Below are 25,637 nucleotides of genomic sequence, written 5' to 3'. Positions count from 1 at the left end.
AAGGGTCGATGGCCTTTATTCCGCTCGGTTCAGGAACAGCGATGTTTGCAACGGCCCTGGCTACACGTGTGTTCAGTGCAGTCGAGTAGCTATGAGGCTTTTGTTGATGTCGATGCCACACCGATTCACTTTTAACATAATCACCAAAAATCCATCTTCCGTTCACAACCATGATACCGAACAGTCTTTTTGGATGTTCAAGAGCAGCCTCACCATTGATGTGTAGCCCAACTTCCTTCTCGATGGCACGTCTGTTCTCAAATCCTACTTTTTCCGTTTTTGATGAGCCTTCATTTTTCACATAGACCACTTTAAACGTTTCACCCGTTATTTGTAAGGCCCCCACTTGCTTGAGTAGGTCTTGAAGGCTTTCCCCCTCATACATGACGTGCATTCTTTCCTTAATAAAAGGACTGCGGCTTGGATCAATCATTACTTGGCTTTTCACCAGGTTATCTTGGGGCTCAGCTCCAAACAATGTACGGGCCTCCAAAGCACATAAAGAATGTTCTCCCCCATTGCAGGAGTAGGTATATAAATAATTCGGCAATTTCTTCTCTGTATAATCCAATTTTTTCCACCCTTTAAAAAGCAATAAGTACGCCTGTACTCATTGCCGTCTGATCAAGCTATTATCTAAAAACCTGTCTATATTATACATTGTCTTATTAATGATGTATGTTCCTAATTTCCCGATTAACAGGATTTTCGACAAAACAACGTTTTATTACTTATTTGATCTTATTTACGGAGTGACAACGGATTGTTCAGGCCCTGCTAAAACATCCTTTACTTATAATACGGTTCACCGTAGTTATTTAAGATGTAAAAACAATAGGGAGATGTTCCAGAATCACTACTCCATGGATTATCTTGTAATTTTACATCACAAAAAGTCTGGATGCCTCTGTGTTTTTTAAACCACTCGGGAAGGTGATATTACATTAGCAAATTTCACATTCGAAACTTTATCCTGCTTTCATTCGTATTTACTATGAAAACAAGTAAAAGGTTGATTGTTAATAGACCATGCATGAATGAATTAGGCGAATGAGAGGTTAATTGTTATGAAGGAGAGATCCCGAAAATTAAATAATAAACAGAATAATAAGCGACTAAGAATCATTTTTCGCTTTTTAATAATCGCATCTGTTATGGTAATGATAGGAAGCACTTGTATTTTATTGAATGGGTTTGTGACGAATCTTTATACAGCGTTCGTCCTTGACTTCATTGGAACGTTCTTTTTATTTACCGCTCTTTTAACAATCTGTTCGTTTTTCCTGTATTCCATCTTTGTGATAACCGTTTTTAATCCTCAGAGGATCAAAAAATCATCGGTCATCAAATTCGCCTTGGGTGGGATATTTACCGCAATATTAACCATACTTTTATTATTTTTCGGCATTACTGAGGCAAAAAAGTCGACTCAGGGTATGAAAGATTATGCAAATGGCAAATGGGAAGTCGAGGACTTATTAGTTATGGATGTATATCGAGGATCTCGTCATCATAAGGGGAGACTGATTCGTCCTTCTGAGATGGTACTGATTGAAACCAGTAAAGGCGAGATGACACTCTTTTTTGAGGATTTCCGAATATATGTAGGGGAGAAGTATCGTTTCACTTATTTAGATGCAACTAACACTATTATTAAAGTTGAAAAAGTTATAGATTAAGTATTCCAATAGTCTTCTAATTTTCGATAGGATGTTGGATAGAAATTATGTCATTTACAGTTATTGAGTTGGGATTTGAAAAAACCGCAAGGTATTATTAAATATTTATAAAAATAGAATTACCGTTCAAATAAAGTTGGTAATTCTATTTGTGATACGGTTCACCGTGACTCATCCAAGTGAGGTTTTTTACCATAAAATCTCTATCTTCTTTGCAAAGTTAACCTTAGTCTTTAAGTATTCATTAAAAATTGAACAATTATATTGAAATATCAAAACCCAATTTTGGGCCTCTTATTTAAGAGTCCCCGAAAATCGGGTTTTATTTGGAATTAGATCCGGTAAGTTCTAATCCCACTGGCTAATTCCGAATTATATTGTCTACATTAAAGATCTGGACGCACAAGCACTTATTTCATTCTTCAAGAACAATCGCCTCTTTAAACATCTTACTTTGTAGATACGCTAATTTTTTCGCCATCACTTCAGGAGAATCTTTGAAATCCCGCTTAATCCAATACAAAAAAAAGCCAAGACTTCCGTATGTTAAGAAATAGTTTAATGCAGGAATTTCAATTTCTGTTGTCTCACCTAGTCCTAGCTCGGTGCTAGATACTTGTACTAGACTTTCACAAAATTGATTTTGCGATCCTGGGACCACTTCTCCTTTTAAAATGAGTGAAAAAACAAATTGATTTTGATACATAAATTCAAAAAGAGGGAGATGTCGGTGCTCATCATCTGACGAAAAGCGCTCTAAATTTTGATAACTTTTACGAAAGTAACTAATTAATTCTTTTAAATAATCATCAAATATCGCAACTAATAAAGCGTGTAAATCCCTATAATGCGAATAAAAGGTGACGCGGTTACATTGAGCATATTGCGCTACCTCCGTAATGGAGAGATCATTTAACTCCTTTTCTTTCAATAATTCCAATAACGCATGCTTTAATTTTTTTTGCGTCCTCGCGGAACGGCGGTCTTCGTTTTTTGTCATAGGTTATGGTAATCCCCCCTATTATTTATTAAAAAATAGACGTATTAATTATGACATCAATCTTTTTAATAGACAAACCCCCTATTATCTGTTAATTTACAAATGTAGTTTATTTTTATTATTTAACCATAGTATTTATAGGAGGATAAAACATGACTCGCTTAGACGGAAAAATTGCGATTATCACTGGTGCTGCTCAAGGGATGGGTGCATCACATGCACGAAAATTTATCGAAGAAGGCGCGAAAGTCGTTTTAACGGACTTAAATGTTGAAAAAGGAAATGCCCTTGCAGCAGAACTTGGCGAAAACGCTTTGTTCGTCAAACACAATGTCACAAGTGATGATGATTGGACAACGGTCGTAGCTGAAACAGAAAAAGCCTTTGGTCCGTTAAATGTTTTAGTCAATAACGCTGGGATTACTATGGCAAAATCAATATTAGAAGTAACGGAAGAAGAATACCGCCGCATCGTCGACATTAACCAAGTTTCTGTATTTTTAGGAATGAAGGCCGTTATCCCGTCCATGCAAAAAGCCAGCGGCGGTTCCATCGTCAATATTTCCTCCATAAATGGACTTGTTGCCGGTACAATCGGTTATACGGATACAAAATTCGCCGTACGTGGTATGACAAAAGCAGCTGCAATCGAAGTTGCTCATTATGGAATTCGTGTAAACTCTGTTCATCCGGGAGTTATTGCAACCCCAATGGTTGTTCAAGAAGATACAAAAGCATCAGTAGAAGAATTCTCTAAACATATTCCTTTAAAACGTATTGCTCAATCAGAAGAAGTTTCAAGCTTAGTGGTTTACTTAGCCTCTGATGAGTCAAGCTATTCAACAGGAGCTGAATTCATCGTTGATGGCGGCTTAACAGCCATGTAATGCAATATAACCCTTAAGTACTCTTATGACTAATATACGAGGAGAAATTAAATGAAAAAACTACAGGAGAAAGTTGCAATTATTACAGGAGCTGCTAGTGGAATCGGTGCAGGCATTGCTACAGCTATGGTTAAAGAGGGAGCAAAAGTTGTAATCGTTGATGTAAATGAAGAATTAGGTAAACAAACTGAAACTGAACTTAAGAAATATTCACCTGAATCATTTTATTTAAACTTTGATTTAATGCAGCATCAAGAGTTGCATAAAATTGTAGAAACTACAGTTGAAAAATTCGGTAAATTAGATGTTTTAGTTAACAATGCTCATGCTTCTAAACAAATAATGTTTGAACAAACAGAACAAGAACATTTCGATTTTTCATTTGGTACAGGATTTTATCCCACTTTTTATTTAATGAAAGCAGCAATGCCTTATTTAAAAGAAACGAAAGGTAATATCATTAATTTTGCTTCTGGTGCAGGACTACTTGGCCAACCAACACAAACATCTTATGTCGCAGCTAAGGAAGCAATCCGTGGCATAACAAGAGTTGCTGCAAATGAATACGCTCAATTTGGTATTACAATTAATATCATTTCACCAATTGCAAATTCTGAAGGTGTTCAACAATGGGCGAAAGACTTCCCTGAAATGTATAATAGTGTGTTACAAACTATACCTTTAGGACGATTTGGTGACCCTGAAAATGATATCGGAAAAGTAGCCGTATTCCTAGCATCAGAAGATAGCAAATTTATTACAGGTCAAACCATTATGGCTGATGGCGGTTCTATTATGCTTCGATAAGGATCACATATATAAGGGTGTATATTTTTATTACTTGTAGCTTTAAAGAAAAGCCTATTCAAGATTTATTGTTCTTGAGTAGGCTTGTTTGCTATTTTGAAAAAAAACTTCATTTACTTATGATACGGTTCACGGTAGCATGTGCAAAATTGTTTTCAAAAAGTGGGTAAAGCCTCATATAAAAACTATACTCCCTGCCTCCCCTTCAACTGCTCAAACAACTTCTCTATGGTGCCAACCCCAACATTCTCATATTTAGCAAGAATAACCAGCTCCCTCGGCAGTTGCCCCACTGTCTCAATTTGATCCTGATTCAACTGCCTAAAAAGGCTGGGACTTCCAGTAAATTCGTCGGTGATAAGAGGGACTTTCGCCAATTCTTCTGTGACAATGACATAGTCCTCTTTATAAAATAAGAAGAGTTCTCCTGGGCGATCCAACATTGTTTTTCTTCTTGCTGTTTCTTCTTTTATGTAAATCTTTAATTCCTCAAATAGGTTTTCATCATTTTTCTCATTGTAGCGCTTGACTTGTTTGTGCAGCCCTTCTAAATCTCTGGGCAGCTCGCTCATGATTCTGGCCTCTTGTTCTGCCCCCAGTTTTACCAGGAACCGCTCCGATTTTTCAAACCTTTGCGGGAGAAGAAATGCATCCCGCAAAAAATAAGGGACCTCGAGAGACTTTTCCTTATAAGTGATGCTCCTAATTGTTGTGAATCCTGGAAGCTCAGCTTCCTGAGGTGGTTCCTCTGCTGTAGCAGCAACTTCATCCTTGGCCGTTCCTTCTTGTTGTTGATTAAGCGACGCTTTGATCAGGTTTTCCATATTTTTAAGCCTGGCTTCCAGTTCAGCTATTTCAAAGCCATTTCCTGAATCGGGCTCAGGGTCTTGATACTCCGGTATATCCAATTCAACAGGGCCATACACTTCTATATACCATTGAACGATGGTATAAATGGCTTCCCATGAAAGCAAAGCCTCTGAGTATCTGAATTTACGGGTATCATGCGCTGCTTTATTTCCGCTCATCCTGATAAAATGCAGTGCATCGATAATTTCCTGGTTTAAATATTCATTGTCGCTGAGCAAATCGATCCTTTCTTTCAGGGTAATATAAGGGGTATCAGCTACTTTTTCTATGAGCATGACCTGCTGAAGAATCGCTTCTGCAAAAGTCCGAGCATGTGTCAGCATCGTTCGTGGGCTGGAATATATGCTGTTTTCAAGTTCTCGTGCCAAGTAGGCCAATTCCTTTGATATTGGTTCTAAAAATTTATAAAAATAAGTGTTGTTCTTCCTCACAAAAATCCAACTTTCCGTATAAATTAGTCCTTAACCGATAACTATTCTATCATAATATGAATTCTGGCTAGATGATAAAAGAGAAAGACGCCTGACCTACTCAATGAAGAAGGCAAAGCGTCTCAAAGACTTTATTTTTTAGTTAACTTTTTTTAAAGAAGCCTCAATAACAATACTTATCGGCTCAGATGTATCCGCGCAGCGGTGGCACACCCAGGAATACCGATCCGGCTCCGTCGTACATGCTTTCATTGAGAAATGCGTGCTGAGTCACGACCATTGCATCGCGCAGATGGCGCTGCAGCGGATGACCATCGTAGATTGCTGCGGTGCCGGCCAGCAGGTAGGCTGACTGCACGGCATTCGCACCTTCACGGGCAGCTTGAGCAGCTGCTAAACGAAGTATGCTAGTTCGGTCATCGGTTACACCGTCACCCTTAAGAATTGATTCCCACGTGGAATCAGTAGCTTCGTAGAAAAAGGCCCGTGCAGACCTTAGTGATGCTTCTGCCTTTGCCAAAGAGATTCGCAGGTAAGCGCGTTCGGCCATCTTCGGTGCCCCAGTGATGCCAGAACGGGTACCTGCCATCTGGGAAAATTCATCAAGCGCAGCACGCGCTATGCCAAGATTAACTACCGCCAGCACCTGTGCTGCATAAGCGATGGATGGGTACTGGTAGATTGGCTCTTCAATAGATGGCGCACCACCGCGGACAAAGGTCCATTCATCAGGAACAAAGGCGTCTTTCACTCGCAGGTCATGGCTGCCCGTACCGCGCATCCCAATCACTTCCCAGTTCTCGACGATTTCCACGTCCTTGGGTTGAAGTACAGCGGTAAGTGGTTTCCCCCCTTCTCCAGAACCAATACCGACACCGAGAAGGTCGGCTCCCATACAGCCGCTTGCGAACTTCCAGAGCCCATTCACGCGCCAGCCACCCTCAATTCTCTCCGCGGGCTGAACCGGAAACAGGCCGCCCGCAAAGGCCACGTCCGGCCCATTTGCGTACATTCGTGCGAGTGTTTCGCGTGGTAAGGCCGCCAGGTAGAGCGACGAAGAACCAAAGCTTGCCACCCATCCGGTGGAGCCGTCAGCCTCTGAAATGGACTCGATCATCTTAAGAAACTCCGATGGCGAGAGGGCATCGCCGCCAAAGCAGCGCGGCGTGTGAGCGCGATAGACGCCCAGTTGTTTTAGTTGTTCCACCATGTCCCGGGGCACGTGCCGCTTCGCTTCAAATTCGTCCCGTCGGGTGCGGATTTCAGTCAATACACGATTAAGCAGGTTTTGACTTTTCATTTTGACAGTCATGATCCTTCCTCCCTATTTCTTATCTAATTTTCGCCTGGCTGTTTTACTAAAAAAAGCTTATAAATTTAATAGATTAAATGTATTGATCCTTTACCTCATAAGCCTGCCGCCATTAATATCGAACGTTGCTCCGGTTGTAAATCCACCAGAATCAGAGGCTAAATAGGAGACCAAGTCTGCAACCTCTTTCGGTTCTCCTGCACGTTTAAGTGGAATGGTCTCTATCATTTGAGCCACTTTTTCCGGATCCATTTTATCCATCTCCGGTGTACGGACAGAAGCCGGGGCAACAGTATTGACTGTGATTCCATAAGCAGCCAACGATCGGGCAAAGGTTTTGCTCAAAGCGATTTGTCCTGCCTTGGAAGCAGAATAATGAGCACCTGAAGTCAGTGGACCTGCCTGCCCTCCAAACGAAGACATATTAATGATTCGTCCCCACTTTCTCTCCTTCATTACAGGAATGACAGCCTGTGAAAAAAAGAATGTGCTTTTTAAATTTACATCAAGAACTTGATCCCATTCTTCCTCATTGATTTCCTCTATGGGGGTTTCAAATCGAATTCCTGCATTGTTTACCAGAATATCTATTCTGCCCCACTCGTTTAAAACCTGGTTGACAGCTTTTTTAATCCCGTTAAGATCTGATACATCCAATTGTATGAACATCACTTGTTCTAGCATTACTTCCTCTTGAAACAGATTTTTTGTTTGTTCGAGGTTCTCCTTATTTCTGATTACGAAAACGGTTTTCTTTCCTTCCTTAACAAAATTTTCGGCTATAGCTAACCCGAGACCTTTATTTGCTCCGGTAACTATTGCAACTCTTTGATCGTTCATTGCCATCATCATCTTCCTCTCTTTCCCAATAAACTGGAAACTTTCTAGACCGTTAGGAAGTCTATTCCTAACAGCTGCCATAAACAAGATTTCGTAATAAAACTTATAAAACAATAACGATACCCACATGCTTATTAATCTAGATTTTGGTATATCGAGATTTATTGAACACGTTTTCATAACTCATCTGATTTCATGCAGGCCGCTTTTAAAAGCATCTTCTATTGCAATAGTAGAATATTTGAAAAACTCAAACCACCTCACATTAGGTTTGAATACTCCGCAAAGTTCAGTACGATTCGTACCATATAATTATTTGGGAATTAAAAAAGGGCAATCTAAAAAAGGGGTTATCTACCGCAGAACGATAAATCGGAAAGGACTCCGGAAGCCCCTCTCCCAATGGGTTTTGCTAATGATTTCTGACCGAGCACCATGCCACTTCGACGAGGACTATATACATTCTGGAAGGGAAGTTTTATGGAAAGCTTATGCAAGTGATCCAATCATGCAGAAAGAGGCAATTGGGAGCGCAGGGGATTCCGTATATAAGACGGTTGCAGGCTTAGTTTCCTGCTTGCCCAAAAAAAGCAGGCGTATGATTGAAAAATCTCCCGAAAAGGTAATGCACCCCAAAAGTTAGAGTAAAAATCTATCTTTTGGGGTGTTTTTGTTTTAAAAAGAGTTTTCAACAGCAACTGATATTCCTTGGCCGACACCGATACACATGGTTGCCAGTCCACGCCTGGCATTACGCCTCCGCATCTCATAAAGAAGAGTGGTCAGTATTCTTGCTCCGCTGGCTCCCAAGGGATGGCCGAGCGCGATGGCTCCACCATTGACATTGACCTTATCCGGATCAAGGCCGAGCTGCCGGATGCATTCGATAGACTGGGACGCGAACGCCTCGTTCAGTTCCACCAAGTCAAAATCTCCAGCAGACAGTCCTGTCCTTTCAAGAAGCCTGCGGGTGGAATGAATGGGGCCGAGCCCCATGACCGCCGGCTCCAGTCCGGCTGCCGCAGACGCGGAAAACCGGGCCATCGGCTTCAGTCCGAGTTCCTCCGCTTTTTCCGAGCTCATGACGAGCAGGGCGGACGCGCCGTCATTCACCCCCGAGGCATTTCCGGCCGTGACCGTCCCGCCTCCAAACAGGGGACGGAGGTTCCCGAGCTTGTCCAATGTGGTATCCGGGCGCGGATGTTCGTCGGTGTCCACAACTGTTTTCCGGCCCTTCCGGTCCATGATCGTTACAGGCACGATCTCCTCTTCGAAGCGCCCGGTTTCCATGGCATCTTTAGCCTTCTGCTGGCTCTCATAAGCGAACTCATCCTGCTCCCGGCGTGTGATGCCGCATCTTACAGCGACATTCTCCGCCGTCTGCGGCATGGAGTCCGTCCCGTACATCTCCTCCATCTTCGGGTTGACGAACCGCCAGCCGATCGTGGTGTCAAACAGTTCCATGTTTCCGCGCGGGAACCCATGCTCCGGTTTGCCTGTCACGAGCGGGGCCCGCGTCATGCTTTCTGTCCCGCCAGCGATTAAAATATCCTCTTCACCGGCCAATATGGAGCGGGCGGCCAGACTGACGGCATCCAGCCCCGAGCCGCACAGCCGGTTGACTGTCGTCCCGCTGACAGTTTCCGGCAGGCCTGCCAGCAGCAGTGACATGCGCGCGACGTTACGATTGTCCTCTCCGGCGCCGTTCGCGTTTCCAAAGATCACGTCTCCGACCAATTCTGTCGGCACATTCGGATTGCGTTCCATCAATGCTTTGATGACAACCGCCCCCAGGTCGTCCGGGCGAACGTCCTTTAAAGCGCCGCGGTACCGGCCGATCGGCGTCCGGACCGCGTCGACGATGACTGCCTCACGCATCAGCCCCCCTCCTTCTGAAGGAGCGCTTCGCTAATCCGGAAAGCCGCGGTCGTCTTCTCCCTGACTTCATCAATCGTCGCATCCCCCATCAGCTCGGTCAGTTCGTACCCGCCGTCTTTCCAGTGGAAGACGGCCAAGTCAGTGATGACGACGTCCGCCACTCGGGTCGAAGTGATCGGGAACGTGCACCGCTCCACGAATTTCGGCGATCCGTCCTTGGAGACATGGCCCATCGTGATGATGATCTTTTTCGCGCCCGAAAGCAGGTCCATCGCGCCTCCTACCCCAATGATGTCCTTGCCGGGGATGGCCCAGTTCGCGACCTGTCCGCTTCCGTCCACCTGGAGGGCGCCGAGAATCGCGACATCCACATGCCCTCCGCGTATCATGGCGAACGAGTCTGCGCTGTGAAAATAAGCGGCTCCGATAGCTTCCCCGACAGGAAGCTTGCCCGCATTGACCAGATTCGGATCGATGTCCTCCTCAGCGACCGATGTCACGCCGAGCAGCCCATTTTCAGTATGCAGGTAAAACTGGCTTTCATCCAGGTAGTCGGGCACAAGCGTCGGGATGCCGATCCCCAGATTGATAACTGAGTGGGGAGTGAGCTCCTGCGCAGCCCTTTTGGCAATCAGTTCCTTGATTCCCATACTTCCTTCACCCCTTCTTTTGTCAGTATCAGGCGGCTCGTGACAATGGCATCCACGTACAGGTACGGGGTCACGACCTCCTCTGGGGACAGGTCCCCTTCCTCCACGATCTCGTCGACTTCGGCGATCACATACTGGGCCGCCGTCGCCATCATCGGATTGAAATTTCTAGCGGTTTTGTAGTAGACGAGGTTACCCTTGGTGTCAGCTTTTTGAGCGCGGATGAGAGCGACATCAGCTTTGAGGGCTTTTTCAAAAAGATACATCTGACCGTCGATCACCTTCGTCTCCTTGCCTTTGGCAAGCTCCGTGCCGACGGCTGTCGGTGTGTAGAATCCGCCGATTCCCGCGCCGCCTGCCCGGATCGCTTCGGAAAAAGTTCCCTGGGGCAACAGCTGGAGCTCAAGCTTCCCGTCGTTGTACCACTGGGCGACTTCCCGGTTACTCGTAAAATAGGATCCGATAGCCTTTTTAATTTTCCCCTGGCGGAGCAGGAGGCCAAGGCCCCGCCCAGCTTCCCCGACATTGTTGCTGATGATGGTCAGCTCGTCCGCGTCATGCCGGGTCAGTTCGTCGATCAGCGTCAGCGGGCTGCCAATCAGGCCGAACCCGCCGACCATGATGGCGTCGCCCGGTTTAACAATCTCGCGGATGATGTCCTGCGGTTCTTTGACTTTCATGGCATTCATGGTGTCACTCCTTTATGTGATAAAAATGACTGCACCTGTTCGTTGATCTCCGGCTGGCGATTGAATACCAGCTCATAATGGTTGACCGGCGACGTTTCCGCATGTACGTCAGAAAGCAGGTCCTTTGTCTTGGCATAGCCTTCTTCCTTAAAGAGCGGACCCTTGTTTCCGAGGGAGCCGGTCGCGATTAGCAGAAAAACCGGGCAGCGGACCTCAGGGATCACTTTTTCCGGCCTGAAATCATAGAAACTGTCAAAGTCCTGCCTAATCGTGCCGGCATCCGCCTTATTCCGCCAGACGCCGTCGTATTCCCGGATCTCATAGCGCACGACGTCCTCCATATGCGCATTCCAGTGAACGCCAAGCCCGGTATAGAGGGATTTTGCCTCTTTAGCATACTGGTCCGGCGACTCATACGCCTTTACCAGGCGGCCAAGGGATGGGAGGACCAGGTTTCTTGTGTCTTCATCGGCTTCGCCCGCGCCGTCCAACAGGATCAGCGCTTCCGGATCGGCTAGGCGGCTTGCGGCCACCGCGCTGATATAGGCGCCCATCGAATAGCCGAGCAGGATCGGCCGCTGGATACTGAGCGTATCGATCAGATCAAGCAGGTCCTGCGCATGGGCATTAATCGAACTGTCTTCCGGTGCCAGCCCGCTGTTTCCTCGCCCCGGCAGGTCATAGCTGATGAACCGGTATCCGGCAGAGACCAGTACTTCCTGGTAGTAGTGCAGCTGCTTGTGGTTGCCGGTGAGTCCGTGGACTCCGATAACGGTTCCCCGATTCCCCGGTGTGTCGTGAATATAAAACGTGCGTCCTTTATCGGTTGTCACATACTGTCCCATTTCTTCATCTCCCCGCTTTCCGAGTGTTAGTCGACAGTGTAGATGGAATAGTTCACCTTGCCAGGCAGCCGGATGCCCCTGGAGACAAACAGCCGGCGGTTCAGCCAGTCATATTTGTCCGAGGCGGTCTCAAAGATGGGCGCGGTCCGAAAGTAGTATTCGTCCGGGTCGACCTCTTCGTTGTTGTCCAGACGCTGCAGGACTTCCGGTTCCCCGGTGCGGATGCCCCGGTAGCTCATCATGATCAGTTCGCCGTCATCCGTCTTCAGAAGAATGCGCACATCCTGGATAATTGTCCCGTCTTCGCGCACGGTGATCCAGTCGTCCCCGCCGGGCACGACTTCAGCCGTCAGCCGATCTCCTCTGAGGGAGCCGCCGGTCACACGGATGATGCGCCGGTTGCCGATCGGGGTCTTCCCGGGCAGGTGCGCGCCTTCAACGGTCAGTTCCATGTCACATAAAAAGGAAAGGGAAGGAGCGGACAAATGTCTCATCGGATCAACACTCCTTTCTGTTCTGCCCTTCTATACTGTTCTATCTTTGCTTCATCAAGCTCCACGCCAAGGCCTGGTCCATCCGGAACAAGAATATAGCCATCCTTGATGGTTAGCGGGTTTTTCACCGGGTCGTCTGCGAGCCAGCCGGGTCCGAACAGTTCGCAGCCATAGTCGAGGTTAGGAATCGACGCGTAGGCGTGGAGGCAGGCGGCCGTGCCGATCGAGCTTTCCAGGGACGTGCCCCCGAAGCAGGAGATGCCCGCCGCTTCAGCAATCCCCGCGATTTTGACGGTGTTTTTCATCCCGCCGGATTTATGTATTTTCAGGGAGAAGATATCCGCAGCCCTCGCTTCCGCCAGTCGCAAGGCGTCATGCACGGAGCCCAAGCTCTCATCAGCCATGACAGGCACCTTCTTCATCGCGGAAAGAAGCGCCAGGCCTTCGATGTCTTCAGGAGGCAGGGGCTGTTCCAAAAAATCGATACCTGCATCAAAGAAGGCGTCCATCCACTTCATCGCGGTGATCCGGTCCCATGAGCCATTCGGGTCGATGCCGATCGTGGACTGTCCGCGGATGCCTTCGGCGATTTGGATGTTGCGCTTCGCGTCATCCTCAGGCGTCTCTTTTCCGGATTTTGTCTTGAAGTTGGCGTACGTGCCGGAGCCGGCAAGGCTTTTTGCCTCCTCGATGTCACCTTCGGGCGTCCCGGACGCCAAAGCCCAGCGGACAGGGATCTTTTCCCGGTTCAGGCCGCCCAGCAGCTGGTGGACCGGCACACCGTATGTTTTTCCGAGCGCGTCAAACATTGCCATTTCTACGGTCGCCTTGGCAAAGCCATTGCCTCTGATCTGCCGGTTGAGCTTCTGGAGCAGGCGCTCATTCTGCGTCGGATCTTCCTCAAGCAAAAGGGGGGCTGCATACCGGTCGATAACTAGCTTCATCGTCTCGACGCTTTCACCGTTCCACCAGATGCCCGGCGTTGTTCCTTCCCCGATTCCGACCACGCCGTTGCTCAGCTCCAGGCGGATAAGGACAAAGCTCTTGTCCGCCACCTTCTCCGTGGAAAACTGGTGCGGGCGTTTGATAGGGATGTCCAATAGTTCTGTAGTGATCTGTTTAATTCGCAAGGTTGCCAAAACTGTCTCCTCCTCTACTTTTTAAAAACAACGAACAAAGAAAAAAGGGGACAAAGAATATGCCCCCGGCAGCCGGGTATTACTCCCGGCGCATAACGAAATCCAATGAAGCCTCTTTATGATCACCTTTGTCTTCAAGCGTCGTTACTAACTCCGTGCGGACACCGTCGGCTACGTCTGTCTCCAGCCACTCATCTCCCTCGAAGAACACCTGTGTGATCAAAGTTTCATGGCCGTCGGCGATGAACATGAAGTGGAGGTGGGCCGGGCGCATCGGATGCTGGTCCACATACTCCAGGAATTCACCGGTAGGGCCTTGGTCCGGAATAGAGTAAGGTAGCGGAACAATTGACTTTACTTCAAAGTCTCCATTTTCGTCTGTATAAAAGTGTCCTCTCAGGTTATACCGCGGAGCATCGGCATCAAAAGCGGAATACTTTCCGGTATTGTCGTTCTGCCACATTTCCACCTTGGTGTTTGCAAGCGGCATGCCGTCTGTGGAGCTGACATTTGCTTTAAAAATCAGCACCTCTCCCGCTTCATCCGGACGCTGTGTCAGCGTATAAGGTTTCCCCGACTCTTTTTCCAGCTCAGGCGAACCTTCGATAAAGTAAGGACCAAGCAGGGAAGGCTGTGTGCCAGGCTTGTCCGTGTACATCGCCCTCAACACATGCGTCTCAAGGAATACGTCTGCATACAGCGGCAACTCTCCAGCTCTGCCCAGGCGGTCCGCCCAGTTGACAAAGTTAGTGTACTCCTCATGGTTCAGATTCGCTTCCTTCAGGAAATTTTGAATGTGTTTAACAAATAAATTGAAAACCTCTTCTACACGCTCATTCTTTCTCGCTACCTGTTTTTGCAAGATCATTACCTCCATTAAATTCACTATTAACCCAAACCTTGAGTACGGTGCCAGTTTATTTTAAGACAGCGGTTACATAACGGGCCGGTGTATATGTAGAAAGACCTGTACGAAGAAATATTCTTAGAGACCCCTTCCTGCTGATCAAGGAATCAAGATTCAAGTTATTAAAATTGTAGCAATATTCTATTTAGAGCGGTACCGCATAATCCTACTAAAAATAGAATGGTTCACTATACGCTTAGTACTAAATTTAAGTTGGGAGAAACATGAATGTTGCATTCTTATATATTAAAATCCTTCTGCATCCGGAAACTTGTACGGATCACCATTAAAACGTTCACCTGATACTTTAATTGACTCTGTCGGACATCCTTCGTGAGCATCCTCCAAATCATCAATCAAGTCCTCTGGGACTGGCGTGTTCCCGCTGTTGTCATCCAATATGACAAAAGACAGACCTTCCTCATCGTAATCAAAAATATCAGGTGCAGCTGCGCCGCAGGCACCGCACGCTATGCATGTATCTTGATCAACAATCGTATATTTCGCCATCGGCTCCTCTTTCCTCCTTGATGATTCTTTATGTGGTAATTGACTGTTTGTCTTCTCTTTCTCTCTTTTCCATGATCGTTGTACTATGAAGTGATTGGACTCTTGCAGTCGGATCAATAAACACTTTGGCATTGCTTACAGCAGTTGTAGCCTCTCCAAAACCGGAAGCGATCAGCTTCACTTTTCCAGGGTAGGTGGTAATGTCTCCGGCAGCATAAATCCCTTCAATATTCGTCTCCATTTTGGAGTTGGTGACAATTGAATTCTTCTCTATATTCAAATCCCAGTCTAAGATTGGTCCAAGCGAGGAGATAAATCCATAATTGATCAACACGTCATCTACAGGAACATTGACCTGGCGGTCGCCCTTTGCTTCCTGCAGCACTACCTCTTCCACCCGGTTATCCCCTTTTAGTTCGATCGGGTTAAAGGGAGTCAAAATTTCTGCCGATGAATTCTTCAATAACTCTACGCTGTGTTCGTGAGCCCTGAATTTGTCTCTGCGGTGAACGACGGTGACCTTCTCGGCGATCGGCTCAAGCATCAATGCCCAGTCCACGGCCGAGTCTCCCCCGCCGAAAACAACTACCCGTTTATTCCTGAACTTTTCAAGGTCAGTTATAAAATAATGAACATTCGTGCCTTCAAACTTGCCGGTTTCTTCAAGCTTCAGCTTTCGCGGCTGGAAGGCTCCATTTCCCGCTGTGATAATGATAGTTCTTGAATAATGTAGCCCGGCAGTAGTCTCAATCCGGAAAACTCCATTCTCTCTATCGATTGATTGGACTGCCTGGTTCAGGCAAATAGATGTGTTCTCCTTAAACATCTCCATCTGATCAACCAGATTATCGACAAGTTCCTGTGCCCGGATTTTCGGAAAACCAGCCACGTCATAGATATATTTCTCAGGATACAGCGCGCTTAACTGCCCCCCCAATTGAGGAAGACTATCAAGGATTTTGGTGCTTGCCTGTCTCAAGCCGGCATAAAAGGCGGCAAATATTCCAACAGGACCCCCTCCAATGATGGTTATGTCGCGTACTTCTTTGTCCTCCTGCACTTCGATCCCTCCTTATGCTTTAGAAAAAAGTGTATATTTTTAATTTTAGATATATTATTTAACGATCACAACATCCCATTAGGGTGAAAAAACGGGCAATTTCAACACGATACCCGCAGTGTCTGTTTACATGAAGCTCGGAAGCCACAGCACCAGCTGCGGAAACATAATAAGCAATACAAGGCAGACTACATTTAATAAAATGAACGGAATGACTGCTCTATAAATCTGTCCCATACTCACTTTATCGGCCAACACACCTTTCATGGCAAACAGATCCATTCCAAAGGGAGGCGTGATGGTCGCCAATTGCATATTCAGTAACAGAATGACCGAAAACCAAATCTTATCAAACCCGACCGCTCCGATAATCGGCATAAGCAACGGAAGTGTCATCATCATGATTGATACCGGCTCAAGGAAACAACCAAGCACAATAAGTACCATCTGCAGCAGAATCAATACCAGAATGGGAGGTATGGAAAGTTCGCTGAAATAGAGGATAAGATTTTCAGTGATTCCGGTGAAACTGAGCACCTGGCTGAATATAGAAGCTCCCGTCATAATCATTAATATCATGGCGGTTGTTTTCAGCGTGCCTTGGAGTGACTCGTATAGCAGGCGATAGGACAGTCTTTTGTAGAAGGCGGCCAGCAGAACGACGGCTACTGCACCCAACACTGCAGATTCAGTGGGAGTTGCGATTCCCAGCATGATCAAAGAAACAATGGCTGCAACAATGAGGCCGATTGGAAGAATGTACTTGACGGTGTCTTTTATCCTTTCAGCCATAGATACTTTCTCCACATGATAAGAAGGCGCCAACTCCGGCTGAAGAGCACAACGGATTGTGACATATACAACGAAAATCGACGCCAGCAGCAGGCCCGGAATAACGATGGCCACTAAGAAATGACCAACAGGTATTCCTGCCAATGAAGCGAGTATCACTCCCAGCGCGGTCGGCGGTATCATTGTGGCTAACCCCGCACTCCCCAGAATCGGACCGATAGACATATTATGGCTGTATCCCTTTTTCTCCATTTCAGGTACTAAAAGTGAGCCAAGCAAAGCAGTGCTTGCTACACTTGAACCGCTCAAAGCGGAAAACAGCGTTCCACTGCCGACGGCGAGCAGGCTGAGACGGCCGGGCAGCGCACCCAGCCACTTTCCAAGCGCTTCAAAGACATAGGCTCCGATGCCCGTCCGAAACATAATTTCTCCCATCAGTATAAACATTGGGATTGGAAGAAGAGAAAACAGGCTGACAGATTGAAACAGATCCATTGTCAGCAGCTCGATCCCGCTTGTCCCATTCCACAACAGGAAGACCGCCACCGTATTTACTGCTAGAAAGGCGAAAGCGACCGGCACGCCAATTCCAAACAAAAAAGCCAGCCCCAAAAATATAAGTGTCAACACGATATACCACTCCATCAGGCACTCTCCTCCTTTTGCAAGGGGACCTCATTCACAGCGTCAATGATCCTGAATAGAAATTGAAGAGACGCGATGAGCAGGCCGAGCGGCACAATGGCAATGAGAAGCGCCTGGGGCAGTTCAAGAACGGTTTCTGTCACAATCCCCCGAGCCAGCAGATTTATCACTTTATAGAACCCGAACACCGTCAATAATGATGTAATTAAAAATCCAATGGATGAACTCAGTATCCGGGCAGCTCTTTTGTACCTTTGTGGCAGTCTCTCGGTAATCATGTCAAACTTGATGTGTCCATCCGCTTTCAATAACCAGCCGGCTCCGCAGAAAGTGATAAAGGCCAGCATGTACTCCGTCATCTCAATCGTCCAGTCCATTCCCAGATGGATCATATTCCTATTAATAATCTCCAACAATACAAGCACACACAATGCTATGATCAGGAAGATGCCAACTATTCCAAATGCATCAGTCACACGATCTACCGCTTTTCGCAATCTGCCCCCTCCTCAATTTTTGTTTTTCGCAGTAAGTTCCCGAAGCCTTTTCACTTTATCCGGCACTTGATCTTCCAGGTAGCCCCACTCTACCTCATAGGCCCGGTCAATGAATGTCTCTGCCTCCTGTGGAGATAATTGAATGAATTCGACGCCGGCTTCAGTAAGCTCTTCTTTTTCCGCTTCATCTTCCTCCAGGTAATGCTTCACCATATTTTCTTCATAAGCGGCGGTCGCCTCAATAATAGACTCCTGATCTTCTGGAGAGATCTCATTCCATTTGTCATCATTCATTAAAATAGTGCAGTTCTGATTCCAAAAAGGATGATCCAGCACATATTTCGACGCGTCTGTCCATCCATTTCTCTTGGGGCCTACGAGCCCTCCATATACAAACCCGTTAACCACACCCGTTTGAAGCGAGGTATATACTTCTGTCGGGGCAACCATTACCGAAGTAATCCCAATTTCATTAAAAAACCGGCGGTAATTAGGAGCAGAACGAATTTGCATTCCATCCAGTTCCGCCAGTTCCTCAATTGGTTCGTTCAGCCAAATGCGCGGCGATCCCGACAGCCACCTGCCGATATAATGAACACCGAGTGATTTATGTTCCTTGACCATTTCCTCATACAGGCCATTCTCCCTTTCCTCCCATGGTGACAACTGGGAAAGAGGCAGTGCAGAGACAGCAGGTGCCTGTGAATGATATTGTCCCGTATAAGTGAATAACACATCGACAATTTCTGATCTGAGTGCTTCGAACTGGAGATTTACCGGAATGATATTGGCTCCGCCTTTCCAGTCGATTTTGACCCTGCCCTCTGTCACTTTCTCGACTTCTTCGATCCACTCATTTAACGTGATGGTCAAAGGATCATTTTTGGGAAGGAAACTGACAGCGGTAAAAGTTACAGGCTCCTGACTGTGTTCGTCGGATGCCCGGGTGACAGTTTTCTGGGCGCAGGCACTTACAAAAACAACGCATAATAACAAAAGACCAACGAGCAGTTTTCTCATATAACCACCTTTTTATATAAAAATTCTCTCTTATAATTGCTGCGTGATTAAAAGTCACGGTGATAAAAAACGTTCAGCTCCTCGGACAGAGCTGAACATTTTATCGTTACTCCTTTACCGACAATTGCTCTATAGCCGGCTTAGGCATGAGTCCCAGATGCTCTAACAGATCAATGAATTTTTGGATTGTCTCTGCTTGATACTGATCTATACTTTGCTCATCGAATTGATAAAAGCCTTTTTGCGCTTTAATTCCAATTTCCCCCTGCTCTATTTTTTCCCGAATGATCTGAGGAGGAGAAAATCTATCCGTGTCCAAGGATGTCTGCAAGTGATTGCTGGCATGGTAAAGTGTGTCTGCCCCACCCCAGTCAATGAACTCCAGAAGGCCCAGTACGGCAAATCGCAGGCCAAATCCGACTCTGACAGCTTTGTCGATATCTTCTGGAGAAGCCACCCCATCTTCAACCAGTCTGGCGGCTTCGTTCATGGCCAGCGCCTGAACCCTAGGGACAATATATCCTGGAGACGGTGCACATTTTACTGGGACTTTCCCAATACTCTCAAGGAGTTGGAAGACACCCCTCAAAACCTCTTCGCTCGTCTCGGTGCCCGGGCTGACCTCAACCAATGGTATGAGATAGGCAGGATTCAGCCAGTGAGTATTTAAAAATCTTTCCTTCTGTGAAACCATTTCTGCCAGCTCGTTAGCAGAATACGCTGAAGATGTAGATGCAATTGGCACCTCTTTAGGCGCTTGAAGACAGATAAATTCAAACGCCTCTCTTTTTGCCTCGGCTATTTCCGGTACCGCTTCAAATACTATATCTGCGTGCTCCCATCCACAGTCCTCATCCTTCGTACGGATATGTATCCGATCCAGAACGAACTCAACGGACTCCTCGGGCAGGACACCACTGCGAGACAGAATAGACAGCTGGCCTTTGATTTCCTGCTTTGCGCTGATTGCATACTGCGCAAACTCCTCGTTGGTCCTTTGCTTGAAGTCAACCAAATTTACTTGATAACCTTGATAAGCAAATGTCAGCGCGATGCCCCTGCCCATTCTCCCTGCGCCGGCAATCAAGATGGTTCCATTAGCTGATTTCATACTGAACTAACCCTTTCTGGAGCAGTTCTTTCATCTCTTCCGGTTTTTTAGACGAAAGCCCGATGTTCTCCAATGTTCTCCCTGTCTTCCTTAGATCTTCCCCGACCATGCTGCTGGCTACCGAAAGCAATCCTGCTGCCGTAGGTACTGGGATATTCAGCCAATCACCCAGTGAGACCAGAAAAGCCAGGCCACAGGCAATATCTTCTGTCATATACCGATGTGTCTTCAAATCCAATGGCTCATACCAATCTTCCCCGTCCACCAACTCCTCATGGGCCCCATTCCCATACATCCACTCGTCGCCATCCAGATTATAGTGGTCATCCAAAGGAAAATGTGGAGCTGTATATCCGAGTGCTTCTCTAATTTTGATCCGCTCGGCATCAAGCGCTTTATGGACATTCCTGACTGATGGCTGCGTCCCTTCATCATGGATATCCCATCTATCGAAATGTTCGATAGGACCTGCGTTCATAATAATAAGAGGAGGGTGGATAATCGGTCCTGCATTCATTAAGGCTCCATCCAATGCATCCTGTATGGGCTCAATGGATGGATAGGCCTCTTTCAATATTTGAAAAGCTTGCTCTGATTGGTTCGCAGGAAAGACACCTGTCGGGAGCCTCGTCGCACGCCCAGAGATCGAAACCGTTTCTTCATCATATTTCCTGGCCAAATAGGGCAAGGTTCCGGTCTCTGCAAAAGCGATATTTGCCTGACAGCCTTCTTCAGCCAATGTTTTGGACATCAAATAGCTGCCAAAGCTGCCCGGTGGTAAAAAGATTACCTGGCCATCCTCCAGGACAGAAGCCAGCTGCTTTGCCAAAGAAATCTGAGTCGTCGCAGGCAATGGAATTACAATCAGTTGCGCATCTTGCACTGCTTCTTTCAGGTCACTTGTCGCCTTATAGAGCGGCACCTCCCGTGTTCCCTTCCCGTCTTTCACGGTAATAGCCTGTTTATTGAGCACTCCTTTGAATGCTTCCTCGTTCCTTCTCCATAATTTGACCTTGTGTCCCTGTTCTGTTAAATCAACCGCTGCCGCGTAGCAGCCATTTCCGCCTCCAAGTACCGCAATTTCCATGTAAGTTTCCCCCTTTTTGTTATTTGCTCGTGTATTCTTCAATCAGTTCATACAGCCTTTCCTGGTACTCTTTTGCCGGCAGGCCTTTTGCCTCTGCCTTTTCAACAGCCTCTTCCTGAGTGTTCTCCAATAGCTCATTCCACTTCTCTTCATCAGACAGTGAGACTACGCTTAGTCCTTCCTCTTCTTCACTCCATTTCATCGCCTCTTTGACGTGCTCATCAAGGTATTTTCCAGTAAATTCACTCATTTCACTGCTTAATTCCTCAATGACCTTCTGTACATCCTCTGGCAAGGCATCCCATTTATCCTTGTTCATCACTGCCACAAATGAAGTGATCGTCAACGGATAGTCAGTGACAAATTTTGCAGATTCAGCAAGTTTCAAGTCTTTTAATACTTCTCTTGAAGAAATATTCCCCTCTATAATACCGGTCTGTAGCGCCTCGGGGGCTTCAGCCTGCGACATTCCGACGGGTGCCGCTCCAAGCTTTTCCATGACCGGAGTCAAACCGCCGGATATTCGCAGTTGTTTTCCCGATAAATCTTTCAAACTGGATATAGCCTCTTTGCTTTGGATGTAAGACGGCTCTGTGGCAAATGCTGTTATGATTTTAAAATCTTTCAAGGCTTCTGGTGGATACTCCTTGATCAAATCATGTACCACTTGACTTGCGACTTCCGAGTTGGGATAACCGGAAGGTAAATCTGATATTTCTAACAATGGAAAACGCTTGGGTTCATAAGTTGTCGCGGTAAGACCTATATCAGCGGTGCCGGTGGCAACCCCATCAAACATGTTGCTGGCTTCAAGGAGTGTTCCGCCGAAAAACATTTCTATTTTGACTTGCCCATCAGTTCTTGACTCCACTTCTTCCGCCCATTTTTTCATTTGAACAGCGGGAAAAGTATTGTCAGGTGCGAAAAAAGCATAAGACAGGGTAATCGGTTTTTTGTCTCCAGATGCATCTCCCGCAGTTTCTTTGGAACCGCATGCTGCCAATAGAAGGGCCATGATACAACTAACGAAAAGAGCAAGGTATTTCTTTTTCTTTACGAACCTCATCACATTCTCCCCTTTGTTTATTAGTGATTTAACTGCAGGTAATTCTGATTCTCTTTTAAAGCTGCCGTCCATGATTCCGACCGCTCGTAACAATTGGAAATCTCCATTATGCGGTGATCGGAAAATGGCTTTCCTATAATTTGAAGGCCTACAGGGAATTTATCTCTCGTAAATCCACAAGCAACGGATAGCGCTGGAAAACCCAAAATATTTGCTAACGGAGTTTTTCCAAGAACAAACATGTTGCTTATGGCTTGTTCGGGAACCATCGTTCCAATTTCAAATGGAGGCTGAACATTGGTCGGTCCGATTAGAGCATCTATTTCCTTCATTTGAGTGAGAGTTGATTGAATGAACTTTTTTCTAACCCTTTGCGCGTTAATATAAGCAGTTGCCGATATATCCCGTCCATACTGAAAACGATACTTTAGATCATCTCCGTATAGATCTCCGTGTTTCTTTAACAGAGGTTCATGGTAGGCGACGACTTCGGATTGAGCGATCGTTTTCAAGCCTTCAAGGGCACTATCGATAAACGGTAACTCAATGGGATTGATTTCGGCTCCCAATGATTCCATCTGTTGAAAAGCTTTTTCAACGACGCTTTTCACATCAGGGTCAATACCCGAATACATATAAGGCTCATAGAATCCTAGCTTGATACCTTTTAGATCCTCCAATTCATTAAAAGCGGATTTCGGTTCCTTTGAGCCAATCATCGCTTCCAGCATAAGTGCCGAGTCTTTTATGGTCCTGGTCATTGGTCCTACATGGTCAAGTGACCAGCTAAAAGGAAGACTGCCCTCGCGGCTGACCAAGTCATAGGTAGGTTTGATTCCCGCTGTTCCGCACATAGCTGCAGGCAGGCGTATGGATCCAGCCGTGTCAGTCCCTACTGCACCGAATGCCATTCCAGCCGCAGTTGCAACCGCCGATCCTCCGCTGGAACCGCCCGGAATGTATTTCTGATTCCAAGGATTTCGGGTACTCCCATAATGAGGATTTTCCGTTGTGGCTCCCATGGCAAATTCATGCAAGTTCGCTTTGCCTATAATGATGGCACCTGCCTCTTTCAAGTTTCGAACCACAGGAGCATCCTCATCAGGAACCCAGTTCTCCAGAATCTTTGAGCCTCCAGTGGTAAGAATATCCTTAGTCTGCACCATATCTTTGACAGCAATAGGTACTCCGTGCAAGGGACTCCGAATGTTTCCTTGCTGCGCTTCTTTCTCTAACATTTTTGCCTGTTCAAGGGCTTGTTCTTCCAACACTGTGATAAAAGCGTTCAGAGCAGGTTCCACCTGCTGAATACGCTCAATGGTAAGTTTCGTCAATTCCACCGGTGACAGGTCTTTCTCCGCAATTCGCCTGCTGGTGTTATCAATGGTGTCAAATAAAAGCTCACTCATTTTCATTCTCCTCAGCACCCTCCAGTGAAAAAGAAAAAGCCGGATCGATTAATAATAGATCTTCTTTGTTTACATCCAATAACTCACTTACGTAATCTTCCAACGACAACTTGTACACCCCATCCTTAATTATTTCCAATTGTCTTAGACTAAAAATAGAATGATTTGCGGGAACAGCAACAGCAAGCCTATGAAAATTAAATATGTGACCAAGAAATAGGCTGCCCCTTTAAAAATGGTCGTTACCGGTGTTTTGGGAGTAAGCCCCTGCACGACGAACACATTAACTCCAACAGGCGGGGTGATGGCCCCCATACTAGTCACAACACATAAGACCACAGCAAACCAGACAGGATCATATCCCAACGCCAAAACAGTCGGATAAAACACCGGGATTGAAATAATTAAAAATCCAAGTGCATCCATAATCGATCCACCAATGATATAAATGATCAAAATCGAGATCAAAACGAAAATCGGCGGGACGGGCAGGTTGCTCACCCACTCAGATACATCATATGGAAGGCGTGTAATAGTCAAGAACCGCCCAAACACCATTGCGCCAACCACCAACATCAAGACCATCGCCGATGAACGGAGTGCTCCTGCAATAGCGATCTGGAAATTCTTACGGTTCAGCTTTCCCATGGCCAATGATAGAAGGATTGCCCCAAAAGCTCCGAATGCCCCTGATTCAGTCGGCGTGAAAATTCCTTTGTATAAACCGCCGATGACAAAGATGAACAACAGGGCAATAGGGATGACATCTTTAAGAGACTTTACTTTCTCTCCCATGCTGAATCGCTCTCCTGCCGGTCCGAGATCTGGGTTTCTTTTACATAGGAAGACAACGGTTAATATCAGGAGGAGAGTAAGAAAGATTCCTGGGACAATACTTGCGATAAAGAGATCTTTAATCGATTGCTCCATCTGAAGCGCCAAAACGATTAATACAGTACTTGGAGGAATGATAATCCCGAGAGTACCTCCTGTTGCAATGCTTCCAGTACTGAGAGCTTTGTTGTATCCATATTTGTCAAGTTCAGGGAGTGACATCGTCCCCATCGTTGCTGCCGTTGCTGAATTGGAACCGCAGATTGATGCAAAACCGGCACTCGCCAATATGGTCGTGCTTGCCATTCCTCCGCGATAATGTCCAACCCACTTGTATGCTGATTCAAAAAGCCTTTCGGCAATGCCCGTTCGAAAGACCACTTCCCCCATTAATATGTAAAGAGGGATTACGCTTAAAGAGTAACTGGAAAACTGATTCCATAAGTCTGCGCTTAACACGTTGTAGGCAGCTTTCGGCGATGCTGCCAGCAACAGACCTACAAAGCCCACAATAAACATCGCAAAGCTTAACGGCATCCGTAGGAACATCAATACGAAAAGAACGCAGATTCCTAATATAGCCAAAAGATTTGGATCCATTATTTTGCCCCCTTCCACACTTCAACAGTTTCTTTTACTATGGCTAACACCAGGCTGAAAAAGCCGATGGAACATAAAATGACCAAGGGGTAAAAAGCAACCTGCATTGTTTCTGAAACGACGCCGCTCTCTTTCAAACCCATGCCATACAAGGTAATTTGCCAGCCAGCCATAGTAAAGAACAATATGCTGAATACATTTACCATTGAGTGTGTCAGCTTTTGCAGTCCCGAAGGAAATTTCACAATGAGCAGGTCAATGAACACATGGCCTTTGTGCAACTGTGCATATCCAAGAGAAAAGACGGCTGTTATGGCTCCAAGCCAACTGACCAACTCAACAGTCCCGGCAATAGGGTCAGAGAATAATCGCTTGATTGAATTAAAGACTACCAACAGCATCATGCAAATGAGAGATAGACCGGCTATAAAAGCCAGTCCCCGATTTAACGAATCTGTTATTTTGAAAAAGATATTTGGTTTTCCTTCGTTTGATAGAGCATCAGCCGAATCTTTATGCACCGTTACCTTCGGGTTTTCGGTGTCTAATTGGATGGACTGTTCAGTTCCCATTGCTTC

Annotated in this window: 25 protein-coding genes and 1 pseudogene; 3 read left to right on the top strand and 23 right to left on the bottom strand. The window is 46.2% G+C overall.

Annotation, left to right across the window (positions count from 1 at the left end):
• Nucleotides 1-571 (bottom strand): annotated as a pseudogene (locus D4T97_RS20690) (RNA methyltransferase); the annotation flags it as partial.
• A gap of 496 nt (nt 572-1,067) precedes the next feature.
• Here D4T97_RS20690 and D4T97_RS01795 point away from each other — a divergent pair.
• Entirely contained in the window at nt 1,068-1,679 is a 612-nt protein-coding gene (locus D4T97_RS01795) for a hypothetical protein (protein ID WP_126047079.1), read from the top strand.
• 415 nt (nt 1,680-2,094) lie between these two features.
• On the opposite strand, the gene D4T97_RS01790 is transcribed toward D4T97_RS01795, so the two are convergent.
• Nucleotides 2,095-2,679 carry a TetR/AcrR family transcriptional regulator gene (locus D4T97_RS01790; RefSeq protein WP_126047077.1) on the bottom strand — a complete coding sequence of 195 codons (585 nt, stop codon included), beginning with the start codon at nt 2,677-2,679 and terminating at the stop codon, nt 2,095-2,097.
• A gap of 152 nt (nt 2,680-2,831) precedes the next feature.
• Between D4T97_RS01790 and D4T97_RS01785 the strand changes: the two genes are divergently transcribed.
• Nucleotides 2,832-3,566, top strand: a complete 735-nt coding sequence (locus D4T97_RS01785; protein WP_126047075.1) for a glucose 1-dehydrogenase — start codon at nt 2,832-2,834, stop codon at nt 3,564-3,566.
• 51 nt (nt 3,567-3,617) lie between these two features.
• The gene (locus tag D4T97_RS01780) at nt 3,618-4,373 is read left to right on the top strand and encodes an SDR family NAD(P)-dependent oxidoreductase (protein ID WP_126047073.1); all 756 of its coding nucleotides are present in this window, start codon (nt 3,618-3,620) and stop codon (nt 4,371-4,373) included.
• 185 nt (nt 4,374-4,558) lie between these two features.
• Here D4T97_RS01780 and D4T97_RS01775 read toward each other — a convergent pair whose 3' ends face one another.
• The 21 genes from D4T97_RS01775 to D4T97_RS01670 form a co-directional block, all read right to left on the bottom strand.
• On the bottom strand, nt 4,559-5,611 hold the full coding sequence (locus D4T97_RS01775; protein WP_235872126.1) for a DUF4145 domain-containing protein: 1,053 nt from the start codon (nt 5,609-5,611) through the stop codon (nt 4,559-4,561).
• A gap of 247 nt (nt 5,612-5,858) precedes the next feature.
• A complete protein-coding gene (locus D4T97_RS01770; RefSeq protein WP_126047069.1) occupies nt 5,859-6,986 on the bottom strand; it encodes an acyl-CoA dehydrogenase family protein in 1,128 nt (375 codons plus the stop codon).
• A gap of 90 nt (nt 6,987-7,076) precedes the next feature.
• Nucleotides 7,077-7,826 (bottom strand): SDR family NAD(P)-dependent oxidoreductase, encoded by a 750-nt coding sequence (locus D4T97_RS01765; RefSeq protein ID WP_235872125.1) that lies wholly within the window; start codon nt 7,824-7,826, stop codon nt 7,077-7,079.
• A 675-nt stretch (nt 7,827-8,501) separates the two neighbouring features.
• A complete protein-coding gene (locus D4T97_RS01755; RefSeq protein WP_126047065.1) occupies nt 8,502-9,704 on the bottom strand; it encodes an acetyl-CoA C-acyltransferase in 1,203 nt (400 codons plus the stop codon).
• Nucleotides 9,704-10,354: a 3-oxoacid CoA-transferase subunit B gene (locus D4T97_RS01750; RefSeq protein WP_126047063.1), complete on the bottom strand. Its 651-nt coding sequence runs from the start codon at nt 10,352-10,354 to the stop codon at nt 9,704-9,706. The genes D4T97_RS01755 and D4T97_RS01750 overlap by 1 nt, the downstream gene beginning before the upstream one ends.
• Nucleotides 10,336-11,034, bottom strand: a complete 699-nt coding sequence (locus D4T97_RS01745; RefSeq protein WP_408021587.1) for a CoA transferase subunit A — start codon at nt 11,032-11,034, stop codon at nt 10,336-10,338. The genes D4T97_RS01750 and D4T97_RS01745 overlap by 19 nt, the downstream gene beginning before the upstream one ends.
• A gap of 5 nt (nt 11,035-11,039) precedes the next feature.
• Nucleotides 11,040-11,888 (bottom strand): alpha/beta fold hydrolase, encoded by an 849-nt coding sequence (locus D4T97_RS01740; protein WP_126047059.1) that lies wholly within the window; start codon nt 11,886-11,888, stop codon nt 11,040-11,042.
• Nucleotides 11,889-11,914: 26 nt separating this feature from the next.
• Nucleotides 11,915-12,382, bottom strand: coding sequence for a DUF3237 domain-containing protein (locus tag D4T97_RS01735; protein ID WP_126047057.1), 468 nt, complete (start codon nt 12,380-12,382; stop codon nt 11,915-11,917).
• Nucleotides 12,379-13,521 carry a muconate/chloromuconate family cycloisomerase gene (locus tag D4T97_RS01730; RefSeq protein ID WP_126047055.1) on the bottom strand — a complete coding sequence of 381 codons (1,143 nt, stop codon included), beginning with the start codon at nt 13,519-13,521 and terminating at the stop codon, nt 12,379-12,381. The genes D4T97_RS01735 and D4T97_RS01730 overlap by 4 nt, the downstream gene beginning before the upstream one ends.
• A gap of 79 nt (nt 13,522-13,600) precedes the next feature.
• Nucleotides 13,601-14,389: a dioxygenase family protein gene (locus D4T97_RS01725; protein ID WP_235872124.1), complete on the bottom strand. Its 789-nt coding sequence runs from the start codon at nt 14,387-14,389 to the stop codon at nt 13,601-13,603.
• Between the two features lie 285 nt (nt 14,390-14,674).
• Complete coding sequence (locus tag D4T97_RS01720; protein WP_126047051.1) at nt 14,675-14,938, bottom strand: ferredoxin; 264 nt, start codon at nt 14,936-14,938, stop codon at nt 14,675-14,677.
• A 28-nt stretch (nt 14,939-14,966) separates the two neighbouring features.
• The gene (locus D4T97_RS01715; RefSeq protein ID WP_126047049.1) at nt 14,967-15,998 is read right to left on the bottom strand and encodes an NAD(P)/FAD-dependent oxidoreductase; all 1,032 of its coding nucleotides are present in this window, start codon (nt 15,996-15,998) and stop codon (nt 14,967-14,969) included.
• A gap of 126 nt (nt 15,999-16,124) precedes the next feature.
• Nucleotides 16,125-17,435, bottom strand: a complete 1,311-nt coding sequence (locus D4T97_RS01710; protein ID WP_126047047.1) for a TRAP transporter large permease — start codon at nt 17,433-17,435, stop codon at nt 16,125-16,127.
• On the bottom strand, nt 17,435-17,932 hold the full coding sequence (locus D4T97_RS01705; RefSeq protein ID WP_126047045.1) for a TRAP transporter small permease: 498 nt from the start codon (nt 17,930-17,932) through the stop codon (nt 17,435-17,437). Before D4T97_RS01705 ends, D4T97_RS01710 begins: the two co-directional genes overlap by 1 nt.
• 12 nt (nt 17,933-17,944) lie before the next feature.
• On the bottom strand, nt 17,945-18,952 hold the full coding sequence (gene dctP / locus D4T97_RS01700) for a TRAP transporter substrate-binding protein DctP (RefSeq protein ID WP_126047043.1): 1,008 nt from the start codon (nt 18,950-18,952) through the stop codon (nt 17,945-17,947).
• A 106-nt stretch (nt 18,953-19,058) separates the two neighbouring features.
• The gene (locus D4T97_RS01695) at nt 19,059-20,063 is read right to left on the bottom strand and encodes a 3-hydroxybutyryl-CoA dehydrogenase (RefSeq protein WP_126047041.1); all 1,005 of its coding nucleotides are present in this window, start codon (nt 20,061-20,063) and stop codon (nt 19,059-19,061) included.
• Nucleotides 20,050-21,150, bottom strand: coding sequence for an NAD/NADP-dependent octopine/nopaline dehydrogenase family protein (locus D4T97_RS01690; RefSeq protein ID WP_126047039.1), 1,101 nt, complete (start codon nt 21,148-21,150; stop codon nt 20,050-20,052). The genes D4T97_RS01695 and D4T97_RS01690 overlap by 14 nt, the downstream gene beginning before the upstream one ends.
• Nucleotides 21,151-21,169: 19 nt before the next feature.
• On the bottom strand, nt 21,170-22,216 hold the full coding sequence (gene dctP, locus D4T97_RS01685; RefSeq protein ID WP_126047037.1) for a TRAP transporter substrate-binding protein: 1,047 nt from the start codon (nt 22,214-22,216) through the stop codon (nt 21,170-21,172).
• Between the two features lie 20 nt (nt 22,217-22,236).
• On the bottom strand, nt 22,237-23,625 hold the full coding sequence (locus D4T97_RS01680) for an amidase (protein ID WP_126047035.1): 1,389 nt from the start codon (nt 23,623-23,625) through the stop codon (nt 22,237-22,239).
• Between the two features lie 144 nt (nt 23,626-23,769).
• Nucleotides 23,770-25,059, bottom strand: a complete 1,290-nt coding sequence (locus D4T97_RS01675) for a TRAP transporter large permease (RefSeq protein WP_126047033.1) — start codon at nt 25,057-25,059, stop codon at nt 23,770-23,772.
• Entirely contained in the window at nt 25,059-25,631 is a 573-nt protein-coding gene (locus D4T97_RS01670; RefSeq protein WP_126047031.1) for a TRAP transporter small permease, read from the bottom strand. Before D4T97_RS01670 ends, D4T97_RS01675 begins: the two co-directional genes overlap by 1 nt.
• Nucleotides 25,632-25,637: the final 6 nt, after the last annotated feature.

Source organism: Siminovitchia acidinfaciens (assembly GCF_003605385.1).
GTDB lineage: Bacteria > Bacillota > Bacilli > Bacillales > Bacillaceae_C > Siminovitchia > Siminovitchia acidinfaciens.
The sequence above is the reverse complement of the archived record's forward strand: the minus strand, read 5'-3'. Positions and strand labels throughout refer to the sequence as shown.